The 12,669-nt window shown below is 41.6% G+C and carries 10 protein-coding genes and 1 riboswitch; of the genes, 8 read left to right on the forward strand and 2 right to left on the reverse strand.

Annotated features, from left to right (window positions below; translation table 11 throughout):
* Window positions 1–50: 50 nt before the first annotated feature.
* Both ACVC7Q_RS08975 and trkA read right to left on the reverse strand, forming a co-directional pair.
* Entirely contained in the window at window positions 51–1,490 is a 1,440-nt protein-coding gene (locus ACVC7Q_RS08975; protein WP_447265608.1) for a TrkH family potassium uptake protein, read from the reverse strand.
* Window positions 1,491–1,495: 5 nt separating this feature from the next.
* Window positions 1,496–2,851, reverse strand: coding sequence for a Trk system potassium transporter TrkA (gene trkA / locus ACVC7Q_RS08980; protein WP_447265609.1), 1,356 nt, complete (start codon window positions 2,849–2,851; stop codon window positions 1,496–1,498).
* Window positions 2,852–3,184: 333 nt separating this feature from the next.
* Between trkA and trmL the strand changes: the two genes are divergently transcribed.
* The 8 genes from trmL to ACVC7Q_RS09020 form a co-directional block, all read left to right on the forward strand.
* Window positions 3,185–3,727 carry a tRNA (uridine(34)/cytosine(34)/5-carboxymethylaminomethyluridine(34)-2'-O)-methyltransferase TrmL gene (gene trmL / locus ACVC7Q_RS08985; protein ID WP_447265610.1) on the forward strand — a complete coding sequence of 181 codons (543 nt, stop codon included), beginning with the start codon at window positions 3,185–3,187 and terminating at the stop codon, window positions 3,725–3,727.
* An 81-nt stretch (window positions 3,728–3,808) separates the two neighbouring features.
* Window positions 3,809–4,043, forward strand: a riboswitch (FMN riboswitch).
* Window positions 4,044–4,260: 217 nt separating this feature from the next.
* A complete protein-coding gene (locus tag ACVC7Q_RS08990) occupies window positions 4,261–4,818 on the forward strand; it encodes an ECF transporter S component (RefSeq protein WP_049472288.1) in 558 nt (185 codons plus the stop codon).
* Window positions 4,808–5,458, forward strand: a complete 651-nt coding sequence (locus tag ACVC7Q_RS08995; RefSeq protein WP_447265611.1) for a phosphatase PAP2 family protein — start codon at window positions 4,808–4,810, stop codon at window positions 5,456–5,458. The genes ACVC7Q_RS08990 and ACVC7Q_RS08995 overlap by 11 nt, the downstream gene beginning before the upstream one ends.
* Before the next feature lie 53 nt (window positions 5,459–5,511).
* Window positions 5,512–6,471 carry a TIGR01212 family radical SAM protein gene (locus ACVC7Q_RS09000; RefSeq protein ID WP_150906422.1) on the forward strand — a complete coding sequence of 320 codons (960 nt, stop codon included), beginning with the start codon at window positions 5,512–5,514 and terminating at the stop codon, window positions 6,469–6,471.
* Entirely contained in the window at window positions 6,455–7,012 is a 558-nt protein-coding gene (locus ACVC7Q_RS09005) for a tRNA (mnm(5)s(2)U34)-methyltransferase (RefSeq protein WP_447265612.1), read from the forward strand. The genes ACVC7Q_RS09000 and ACVC7Q_RS09005 overlap by 17 nt, the downstream gene beginning before the upstream one ends.
* Window positions 7,005–7,259 carry a hypothetical protein gene (locus ACVC7Q_RS09010; RefSeq protein ID WP_447265613.1) on the forward strand — a complete coding sequence of 85 codons (255 nt, stop codon included), beginning with the start codon at window positions 7,005–7,007 and terminating at the stop codon, window positions 7,257–7,259. The genes ACVC7Q_RS09005 and ACVC7Q_RS09010 overlap by 8 nt, the downstream gene beginning before the upstream one ends.
* 11 nt (window positions 7,260–7,270) lie before the next feature.
* Window positions 7,271–9,325 carry a cation:proton antiporter gene (locus tag ACVC7Q_RS09015; protein WP_447265614.1) on the forward strand — a complete coding sequence of 685 codons (2,055 nt, stop codon included), beginning with the start codon at window positions 7,271–7,273 and terminating at the stop codon, window positions 9,323–9,325.
* 456 nt (window positions 9,326–9,781) lie between these two features.
* The coding region (locus ACVC7Q_RS09020) for a Spy0128 family protein (RefSeq protein WP_447265615.1) at window positions 9,782–12,669 on the forward strand (2,888 nt) is incomplete at its 3' end.

The following is a 12,669-nucleotide window of genomic DNA, read 5'->3' on the forward strand; positions in this document are numbered from 1 at the left end:
CGAATTACCGATTTCTGTCCCACTCTCATTTTTTGTACAAGAGCTGTCTATCAGCGTTTAGACCATGTTTTAGGAAGGAAGAGCAGAATCATTGGATAGATTTCAAGCCGTCCGGCAATCATGGCTAAGGAAAGTAACAGTTTTGAAATCGGACTAAAGATGGAGAAGGTTTGACCCGTACCAATCATAGGTCCAATATTGTTGAAACAACTAAAGACAGCACTGACAACCGTCATGAAGCTATTATTGTCTAGACTCACTACAAAGAGTAAGCCGATCGTAATAAAACTGTATATTGTAAAGTACTTGAGGATCTGATGCTGGGTATCCTTATCGAGTACCGTATCGTTGACATGCAAGGTCAAAACGCGATTTGGAGACAAGGTCGAAAGAACCTGATTTTTTGCTATTCGCCATAAGGTCAAGCACCGAATGACTTTTAGCCCCCCAGCGGTCGAGCCAGCAGACCCACCGACCACCATCAGCATCAAGAGGATAAATTGTGAGAAAAGAGGCCATTTTTCCGTTGTCCCATAACCAAAACCGGTGGTGGTGATGATATTGGACACTTGGAAGAAGGAAATCTCAAAGCTCTTCGCAACATTAGCATAAAGGTGAAGGCAATTGTAGGCAATCAATACGCTAGATAGGATTACAATAGTAATGTAGGTCCGCAATTCCTCATCTTTAAAGAAGGCCTTGAATTTTCGAATCATGAGGAAGTAGTAGAGGTTAAAGTTAACCCCGAAGACTAAGACCCCGATACTGACCAAATAGGTGATCAAACTACTATTGTAGTGGGCAATCCCATCGTTAAAGACGGTAAAGCCCCCAGTACCAGCCGTCCCCATGGCGATGACGAAACTATCATACAGGGGCATGCCAGCAAGGAAATAAAGAACCACAAAGAGGAAGAACAAACCCAAGTACAAGAAGTAGAGAATTTGAGCCGTGTTTTTTAATTTGGAAACGACCTTGCCAAACACTGGACCAGGAACCTCTGCCTTCATGACTTCAAGGTGGCTGTTCTTGTTATTGTCCATAATCGCAAGGGCAAAGACCAATACTCCCATCCCACCTATCAAGTGGGTAAAACTACGCCAAAAGAGGAGAGAGTGGCTGAGGACACCCACATCGTCTAAAATCGTTGCCCCTGTTGTTGTAAAGCCGGAGCTGACTTCAAAGAAGGCATCGATAATGTTTGGAATTTGGCCCGAAAAGACAAAGGGAAGGGCACCAAAGAAGGACCATAGGATCCAACAAAGTGCTACAATCAGGACTCCTTCCTTAGCATAGATGTGAAAATCCTTAGGTTTGTGAAAACTACCAAGGAGGCCAAACGCAAGTAGGATGGCCATGGTTGCTCCAATAGAGACAAAGACCTTGGCAGGTTCCCGATAGATTGTAGCGACCACTAGGGGAACGATTAGGAGACCTGCCTCGATTAAGAGGAGTTTGGATAAGAGGTAACGAATCATGCTTCTATTCATCAGGCTTACCTCTCAAGTAGATCGTAGATTTTAGTGACATTTTGAATCAAGGTGGTCACGATAATCCGATCCCCTACCATCAAACGGTCATCCCCATTCGGGAAAATAGCCTTGCCGTTTCGAATAATGGCAGCGATCAAAACGCCCTTCTTCAATTTCAATTCAGAGAGGGGATATTGGGTTAGTTTGTTGTCTTCCTTAATTTGAAACTGCAAGGTCTCAATCCGGCCGTTTGCGACATGGTGCAAGGCTTCTAGGTTTGAGAACTGTGCATTGTAGCGCCCGCGAATAAAGTGCATAATGGTGTCTACAGCGATGCGTTTTGGAGTGACAATACTGGTCATATCCTGATCGCCAATGATCTCCAACAGACTGGTTCGGTTGACTTTGGTAATGTTCTTTTTGACTCCGACAGAATCCAAGAACATGGAGGTGATGATATTTTCTTCATCGACCCCTGTCAAAGTAGCCACAGCATCAAAGTTATTGGCACTCTCTTCTAAAAGAATGTCTTTAGCGGTTCCGTCTCCATGGACGACATAGAGGTCAGGGAATTCTTGGCTAAAGAATTCAGCTCGTTCGCGATTGACCTCGATGACCTTGAGATCGATTTTGCGACGCACATCCTGGAGAATATTGAGCAGATAGTAGGCAATTTTTCCGGCACCAATCATCATCATGCTCTTAATGACTTGAGGTCGGACATTGTTGTGGAAGAGAACGATCTCGATCCGATTTCCTGTCACGAAAATCTTGTCTTGGGGCTGCAAAACAAAGTCTCCATTTGGAATCGTGAGTTCATTGCCACGCTCGATCGCACAAACAATGACATTTCCGTATTTCTTTCGGAATTGGGATAGGCTTATATTGCAGAGATTGCTATCTGGCTTGATCTTAAATTCCATCAAGGCAACACGGCCGTTTGCAAAATGCTCCACAGAAAGGGCATTTGGGAAGTCAATGATATTAGCAATATAACGAGCTGTCAGCAATTCAGGATTGACAACCAGGGAGAAGCCCAAGATATTTTTTTCCTTGAAGTAGGAATTGGAATATTCCGGATTCCGCACCCGAACGATGGTTTCTTTGGCTCCCATTTTTTTAGCTAAAACAGCAGAAACCATGTTCACTTCGTCGTACTCGGTCATGGAAATGAAGATATCGCAGTCTTCAACATCTGCTTGCTCCAAGATCTTGAAGTTTGCGCCATTTCCTAAAATCCCAATGATATCAAACCGTTTGGTAATATGGTTAAGAACGGATTCGTCTTTTTCGATCAAAATAACATCGTGGTTTTCAGCAACGAGAGAACGACAAAGGGCCGTTCCGACCTTTCCTCCACCAACAACAATAATTTTCATAGATTACCTCCAGAGTATGCTTCTATCATACTCTATTTTCAAGAAAAATTCATCTATTTTAAGGACTTTCTGGAGGAATCTTACCAAGCTAAGAACAAGTGGGAAAAATTGTCAAAATAGAAGAATGAGGAGGGAACGAAAACTTTGATAAAGTTTCTTAAAAAAATCTAAAAAAACTATTGACAGGAGCTTCAAAAGTGATATACTTAAAAAGTACCTTCGTTGATTTACCTCAAACCTGTTGTGAGTTAAGTTAATGAAGCTGTAACCACGCTGTTTGCTGAGCTTGACTCCGGGCAGTGTGGCTATTTTTTTATCAGAAAGAGATCGAGTATGAATATTGAAGAACTGGACTACCAAGAGTCAGCGGCTCAAAACAACATCGTCTTGTTCCAACCTCAGATTCCACAAAATACGGGCAATATTGCACGGACCTGTGCGGCAACCAATTCCCCCTTACATATTATTCGTCCCATGGCTTTTCCGATCGATGATCGCAAGATGAAGCGAGCAGGACTCGATTACTGGGACAAGCTGGATGTCCGTTTCTATGATAGCTTAGAAGAGTTTATGGAAGCAGCGCGTGACGGTCAGGTGCACTTGGTGTCCAAGTTTGCAAATCAGACTTATTCGGACGTTTCTTATCAGGATGGGAAATCCCATTATTTCTTGTTTGGACGCGAGGATAAAGGATTGCCGGAAGATTTTATGCGCCAGCACGAGGAGAAGGCTATTCGCATTCCGATGAATGACGAGCATGTTCGTAGTTTAAATGTCTCCAATACCGTCTGCATGATTGTCTATGAGGCGCTCCGCCAGCAGGGATTCAAAGGGCTTGAGTTAACACATCGGTATGAACAAGATAAGCTCAAATAGCCGATAAAAACCAAACATCCGAACGACGTCATCCATGACGTTACAAAAACTTGCCTAGGCAAGTTTTTTTTGTTATCATAAAAAGGTCTTCAGGGCAGGGTGAGATTCCCGACCGGCGGTGACTTTTACTAGGAAATGTTCTTTTCCTTTTATACTTTGTTGCCAAGCTTTGCTTAACGAGAAGTTATGCCTGCAGCTTGTCGTATCGTTTAAAAGAAAAATCTCCATTTCCATACTCTAAAAGAAGTCCGCGAGCGCAAGCTGATGTGGTGTGACTCCACAACCGACAGTATAGTCTGGATGGGAGAAGACGAGAGACGAATAGACTGACAGCTATTCTGATCTGTTTAGAGCTGATACATAGGAATAAAACGTTAGGTGCTATGATTGACTAGCGGTGTTTTTCAATGGGGACCAGCTAAAGTGACTAGAATGTTCTCTAGTTTAAGCTTTGTTTAAATAGTTTAGAGTAGAATGATGGGGTAGACGTCTTTCCAGCTTCTCTAATTTTTAAAAAATTGGAGGAACCTGTTATGACAAATACACGTAAACTGACCCTAGTGGCTGTTTTATCCGCATTATCTTTTATTTTGATGTTCTATCAATTTTCTTTCTTGATAGATTTCTTCAAAATTGATTTGAGTATCATCGCCATTTTGTTGGCTTTGGTCTTGTTGGATTTTAAAAGTGCTGTTTGGGTGACCTTGATCCGATCTGTTCTTAAATTAGCTCTTAATAATAAGGGGCTTGAAACCTTGATCGGACTACCAATCAATATCATTGGAGTTCTTGTTTTTGTCCTTGCTTTTGCATGGATTTGGAACAAGGAACGGACCCATGGCCGATTTGTCCTGGCTACGATTATTGGAACGATCAGCTTGAGTATCACGATGGTATTGGTGAACTATGTCTATGCAATCCCTTTGTATGCTCGCTTTATGAACTATGATATTTCGAAAACACTAGGGCTTGTCCACTATTTAGCCGCAATGGTTGCACCGTTTAACCTGATCGAAGGAGTGATTTGGGCCATCGCATTTGGATTGATCTACACCTTATTGCAACCGATTTTGAAAAAATATGAAAAATAAACAACAACATTGGGCGAAGGCAAGCTTCGCCCTTCTCATTTTTGTCATTCTCGGGTATGTGATTCGTTTCTACCCGCAACAATTAACGGGATTTGATAGCGCGATTCAATCTGCTATTCGGGGGGATCTGCCTGCACCACTGACAGCCTTCTTTACCAAGGTAACCCACGTCATGGATACCAAGATCATTGTCATCTGGGTGGGTCTTCTGCTGGCGATCTTTGCCTATAAGAAATGGTACAGCGAAGCCCTCTTTCTGGGGAGCAATCTGGTATTGACTGGTCTTTTGGTTCTTCTTCTAAAGAATATCTACCAGAGACCGAGACCAAGTATTCTTCATCTAGTAGAGGAAAAAGGCTTTTCTTTTCCAAGTGGTCATTCACTGGCGTCTACCCTTGTTTTGGGAAGCTTGATCCTCGTGATCGGCCAGCATGTAAAACATAAAACAGCCCGCTATTGTCTTCAAGGCTTGCTGGTTCTGGGAATTGTGACCATTGTGGTCTCCCGTATTTATGTCGGGGTCCACTATCCATCAGACGTTCTCGGCAGTATGATTTTGGGCCTTGCTGTCTTGCAATTTGAGTACCCCTTGTACGATCGCTTGCGGTTTCAATGGCGCTTTACAGGGAAGCAAAAATAACTAACAACTAGGAGTTGGACTCGCGTTTTGAGTTCGATTCTTTTTTTGCTATAATGAAGGGTATGAAATCCTACAATACCTTGAATGATTATTATCGAACCTTATTTGGAGAAAAGACCTTTAAAGTCCCTATTGATGCTGGCTTTGATTGTCCTAATCGTGACGGAACAGTCGCCCATGGTGGCTGTACTTTTTGCACGGTCTCAGGTTCAGGAGATGCCATTGTGGCCCCAGAAGCTCCGATTCGAGAACAATTTTACAAAGAGATTGATTTTATGCATCGGAAATGGCCGGATGTGAAGAAGTACCTGGTCTATTTTCAAAATTTCACCAATACCCACGATAAGGTGGACGTCATTCGAGAGCGTTATGAGCAGGCCATCAATGAACCAGGAGTAGTAGGAATCAACATCGGTACGCGTCCGGATTGTTTACCAGATGATACCTTGGCCTATCTAGCAGAGCTGACCGAGCGCATGCATGTGACGATTGAGTTGGGGCTTCAGACGACTTATGAAGCGACGTCTCAATTAATCAATCGGGCCCATAGTTATGACCTCTATGTGGAAACAGTCAAGCGGATTCGTCAACAGGTGCCGAAGGCTGAGATCGTGTCCCATTTGATCAATGGCCTTCCGGGTGAAACACATGAGATGATGGTTGAAAATGTTCGCCGTTGTGTGACCGATAATGAAATTGATGGGATCAAGTTGCACCTCTTGCATTTGATGACCAATACACGCATGCAACGAGACTATCATGAAGGGCGCCTCCAACTCATGAGCCAGGAAGAATATGTCAAGGTCATCTGTGACCAGTTAGAGATTATCCCCAAACATATTGTCATCCACCGGATTACAGGAGATGCACCACGGGATATGTTGATTGGCCCTATGTGGAGCCTCAACAAATGGGAAGTTCTAAACGCTATTGAAACTGAAATGCGTCGTCGTGGAAGTACCCAAGGATGTAAGCTAGAAGAAAAGGAGAGTGCCAATGCTTCGACCACTTGAAATGGCCCATCAATTTTTAGCAGAAGTCATCACCAAAGAAGATGTGGTGGTGGATGCCACCATGGGAAATGGATATGATACGGCTTTTTTAGCCAAACTAGCAGGCCAGGTCTATGCCTTTGATATCCAAGAGCAGGCCCTTGTAAATACCCAAGAAAGATTGGAAAAGTTGGGGCTTCGGCATGTTCAGTTGATTTTAGATGGCCACCAGCATGTGGACCAATATGTGGAGACTCTCAAAGCAGCTATTTTTAATCTAGGTTATCTGCCATCTGCGGATAAATCGGTCATTACTCTTCCGGCTACTACTATTGAAGCGATGGAAAAAATCTGTGCTCGCCTAGAAAAAGGTGGTCGAATGGCTTTGATGATCTATTATGGTCATGAGGGAGGAGACATCGAGCGTGATGCAGTGCTAGATTTTGTCAGTCAGCTCCCTCAAAAAGATTACACAGCGACCATCTACCGGACACTGAATCAAGTAAACCAACCACCGTTTTTGGTCATGATTGAAAAATTAGAAAGCTATCGTCATGGATAAAGAATATTTAAAAAATAAAATTGAAGGATTGAGACACCATTTTGTTGAATCGACCATCCACGAGCGAGAAACAGGTTTTTTTGACGAAGCCCATATGACCAAAAAAATGCTTAAAATAAAAAAGAAATTGGTTTCGCTTGAGATGGAACGCTGCCAAAAGAAGATTGAGCACAAGGACGTAAGCAAGACAGAGCAAAAGATTGCGGAGTTGAAACAGCAATTTGAGACCTGCTGCCAAGAACGCTAGGGAGGAGTGCCATGGAACTACTCCTTTATGCAGTGATCTTTTCGATGATTTTGATCGCCTCAAATGCCACCAATAAGCTTGTGCCGAGTCTTCCCCTGCCCTTGCTCCAAATCTTATTGGGGATTGGTTGGGCCCTCTTTATTCCAGAAAAAAATTTTCATCTGGATACCGAGCTATTTCTGGCATTGGTCATTGGTCCTCTTTTATTTCGGGAGGCAGAAGAAGCAGATATTACTTCTGTCTTAAAACACTGGCGCATCATTCTCTATTTGATTTTCCCAGTGATTTTTATCTCAACCATTAGTCTGGGTTGGGCTGCCCATTCCTTGTGGCTGAGCCTTCCTTTAGCAGCCTGTATGGCAGTGGGTGCGGCCCTAGGACCGACGGATTTAGTAGCTTTTGCTTCTCTGTCTGAGCGCTTTACCTTTCCAAAGCGGGTTTCGAATATCTTAAAAGGGGAAGGTTTACTAAATGACGCCTCTGGTTTGATTGCCTTTCGAGTGGCCTTGACGGCCCTTGCAACCGGGAGTTTCTCCCTGGGAAAAGCAGGCCTTTCCTTAGGTCTCTCCATTATTGGAGGATTTATAGTGGGAATCTTGACAGCCTTTGTGAATCGATGGCTGCAAAAGTTACTCTTGAGTGTTCGTGCCAGTGATATTGCCAGTGAATTGTTATTAGAATTGAGTCTCCCGTTATTGACTTTTTTCTTAGCAGAAGAACTCCATGTGTCTGGTATCATCGCTGTGGTCGTGTCAGGGATCCTAAAAGCCAGTCGCTTTAAGCACATTACCCTTCTTGAAGCCCGGGTGGATACTGTGAGCCATACCGTCTGGAATACGGTCAACTTTATCTTAAATGGGTCGGTCTTTGTGATTTTGGGAATGGAACTAGAAATGATCGCCAAGCCCATCTTAAGTAGTCCCATTTACAACAATCTTCTTTTAGTTCTTTCTGTCTTTCTTTTGACAGCCTTGCTCTTTTTAATTCGTTTTGTCATGGTTTACCTCTTTTATTGGTTCCGAACAGTTCGACTAAAAAAATCATTGAGAAATTATCTAAAAGATGCTTTATTGCTGACCTTTTCGGGTGTGAAGGGAACAGTTTCGATTGCGACAATTCTTTTGATTCCAACCAAAATCGAAAAAGAATACCCCGTCCTACTCTTTTTAGTGGCAGGAGTTACCCTTGTCAGCTTTATTGCTGGCTTAGTGGTACTTCCAAAATTATCAGAAGATAAGGAAGAAACTAATGACTACCTGATGCAGATCGCGATTTTAAATGATGTCGTCATGGAATTAGAAGCAGACCTAAAGAGTAGTAAGCACAAGGGTCCCTTGTATGCGGCGATTGATAACTACCATGGTCGGATTGAAAATTTGATTCTAAGCCAAGAAAACAAGCTCATTCAAAAGGACTGGGAACAGCTGAAGCTCTTGATTTTGAGTATTGAAAGTGACGGCTTGGAACAAGCCTACGAAGAAGGAAAGATGCGCGAGCGGGGCTACCGCGTCTACCAACGCTATCTTCGTAATATGGAGCAACGGGTCAATCGCAACCTTTCATCTCGTCTAACATACTACCTCTTGGTTTCTTTCCGCATCTTGCATTTGCTGGTCCATGAAATCCTAACATTAGGTTCTGGCTTTCGAACTTGGTGGAACCGAGAAGATAGAAAGTTAGAAGCTATTGATTATGACCAGATTGCAGCCCTTTATTTGGCCAATACGGAAATCATCATTGAAAGTTTGGAAGACCTCAAAGGGGTTTATCGGAGCAGTTTGATCTCTTACCTGCAAGAATCTCGTCTGAGAGAGACGGCCATTATTACTAGTGGAGCCTTTGTGGAGCGGGTTATTAACCGGGTGAAACCAAATAATATCGATGAAATGTTGAGAGGCTATTATTTGGAGCGTAAGATTATTTTTGAATACGAAGCGCAACACCTGATTACCGCCAAGCAAGCGCGCCGTATGCGACAAAATGTCAATGAATTAGAAAGTTATTCCTTAAGAGAAAGTGCTAATACTCTCCCATATGATATGATCGAGTATGCACGGAATCGATAGTTCTTTATAAGAAAGCCCCTCGCTTCTGCAAGGATTAATTCTTCTAGTGGCCCGTTTGATTCATCGTAGATATGAGATATTCGGTTCGTCCATTAGCTACTTTTCTGATCTAAAAAAGAAAATGATGACCTAGGTAATTTGCTTCTCAAGTTTTATCTACTTGTTCAAGGTAGCCCAATGAACAATCAACTGGTTTGATAACTATATATTAAAGGTTGGACATTTTTGCCCTTCCTTTTTTCTATTTGGAAAATAAATATTGTAACTTTCAAATGAGTTTTACAAAAATTACACAACGCAGAATTATAGGGGAGTTTTTTTGACAAAAGCAGCAATAAAGTATTGAACTTTTATTTTAAATGTACTACAATGGAAGAAAGTTTTAAATATTTGCCTCCGAAAACGAATGTTATACAATTTAAACAAACTAATAACACTAACTGGGGATAAAAAAGCATGAAAAATATATTTTCCGACTCTAAAGAACGTTTTTCTATTAGAAAGTACACTATCGGGGTTGCTTCTGTGTTGTTATCAACACTGGTATTTGTGGAAGGAAACGTTTATGCGGACGAAGTGAAGAATAATACAGATTCACAAATTTCAGTTGTTGCACAAGAGAATCAAGGCGAGAGACACAAGGAATCTGGTCTTGAAGCAAATGAAGTTGTAACGCAAGCTAGCACTAGTGTTACGCCGAGTGAATCAGCCCTTCCAACTTCACAAGTTAGTGCCGAAGCCCCTGCACATGTGGTTAAAGGGGAAAAGACTGAAAAACAATCAAATGAAGTTGCAACACCAGCTAGCACTAGTGTTGCACCAGCTGAGTCAGCTTCTCCAACTTCAAAAGCCAGTGCCGAAGGCTCTGTGCCTGTAGCTAGCGAGAAAAAAACTGAATCACAACCTACAACTAGGTCAAGACGGTCTAAAAGAGAATTGCCTTCATCAGGTGGTACAACAACTTATGAAAAAACCGGTGACACAATTACTGTGAAAAATCCTAATGTTGAAGTCAATTTTCCAAATGGGAACAGTCTATATGCTCCTGCGGAAACAGTCATTCATATGGAACTACCTGATGAATTAGAGATAAAACAAAATGATAAAATCGTTGTTGATATTCCCGATGCAATTAGAATTCCTACAAGTTTGCATTATGATGTAACTGGTCCTAGTGGTGAAATAATAGGTAATGCTTTTCTAGATTCAATCAGTAATAAAGTGATAACTACTTTTACAGATTACTATGAGAAAAACAAAATTGCAAAACAATTTACCTTAACCTTTAGTACCGGTTGGAAATCATATGTTAAACCAAATGTTCCAACAGAACTCAATTTTAGTGGACGAAAAATTACAGTAACAGTAGGTCCGGAGAGTGCTCCTGTACCGGTAGAAAAAACAAAGGTAACAAAATATGGTGAAGCAGTAACTGGTCATCCTGAACTAATCAGATGGACTATCCGTCTAAACTCAGGTAGTTTGGTAGCTCCTCAAGTTTTGACAAATTACCAACTAATTGATACGCTTCCAGATGACCAAGTCCTAGTTCAAGACGGAGATCCTGTTTTGGATGAATTTGATACTAAAACGAAAGAAACTTGGCGTTTAGGACATGCGACATCTATTCCTTCAGATAATGTAGATTTATGGAACGGTAAAGCTCTTAGAGCTGAAAGAGTTCAGTCAATTACTCCATGGGTTTCCAAAGGTAATGCAATTCAATTATTGGAAAATATCAAAGAAAGCCCAACTGGTTTTTCTTTTAAGATAGCGCAATTGAATGAGCTTGTTTATGTTCGCTATATGACGCGATTAAAAAATGTACCTAATACCAATGAGGAGTTACAAGAAAAACACGGTAATAATATCAAAATCACTTACAACACTGGTGAAGAACAAAGTTACCAAGCAACTTTTGCATTTAAAGCAGGTGGTTCAGGTTCAGCTTCAAAGGCAAAACAACCAGCAAGGGTTGATTTAGCGTTTACAAAACGTCTTGAAGGAAGAAAGTTAACGGCTGGTGAGTTCACCTTTAATCTAGTTGACCAAAGTGGTAATGTGGTTGATACACAAAAAAATGATAGTTTTGGCCATATTACTTTTATTCCACAGTTATTTAACCATGCTGGTGTTTATCACTATACGGTTGAAGAAGTACCAGGTACGGAAGCAGGTATTAACTACGATGCAATGAAAGCAGAAGTGAGTATCACAGTAGATGAAGATGGTAATTCGTACATAGCTCATACAATTATGCCAATGGACACCGAATTCAATAACACCTATACTCCTTCCCCAGTAAAAGTAGGTCTAGAATTTAACAAAGTCCTATCCAATGGTAGTCTAAATGCGGGGGATTTCAGCTTTACACTGATTGGTGATAACAATGTTAATGAAACAGTTACTAACAAAGCTGATGGGAAAATTACTTTCAGTGACTTATCATTTGATCATGTTGGTGTTTTCAACTACACAGTAAAAGAGGTGAAGGGTGATAAACCAGATGTAGACTACGATGATATGACGATTGCAGTGAAAGTAACTGTATCGAAAGATGAGGAAACAGGTCTGTTAACAGCAAAAACAGAGATGACCTCAACAGGTGGCGAAGCAACTGGTACAGATGATAAGACCTTTAACAACTATGCGGTAGCGCCAGTGACAGCGCAATTTGACTTTAGTAAAGTTCTTTCCGGACGCACTCTTAAAGACGGTGAGTTCAGTTTTGTCTTGAAAGATGCGAGCGGTCAAGTTCTCCAAACGAAGACCAATGATGCTTCAGGTAAAGTAGCCTTCGATGCGCTCACATACAAGAACAATGAAGTTGGCGTGCATAAGTACACTGTAGAAGAAGTAGCAGGTTCAGAAGCAGGAATGAGTTATGACCCAATGAAGGCAGAGGTTACAGTTACTGTCACTAAAGATGGTCATGCACTTACTGCTGTAGCAACACTTCCAGCAGATACAGAGTTCAACAACACTTTCAAATCATCTCCAGTTAAGGTAAATCTTGAGTTCAATAAGTCTCTCTCAAATGGAACATTGAATGCTGGTGACTTTAGCTTCATATTGACCGGTGATAATAATGTAAATGAAACTGTTACTAACAAGGCTGATGGAAAAGTTAACTTCAGTGAATTGTCATTCGATAAAGTTGGCGTATACAACTACACAGTTAAAGAAGTGAAGGGTAGCAAACCTGATGTAGACTACGACGAAATGACTGTTGTAGTTAAAGTAACAGTTACAAAGGATGAGACTACAGGTCTCTTGGTAGCTAATACTGAAATGACTTCAACAGGTGGAGAAGCAACTGGTACTGATGATACAACTTTTAATAA

Source organism: Streptococcus sp. W151 (genome assembly GCF_053010205.1).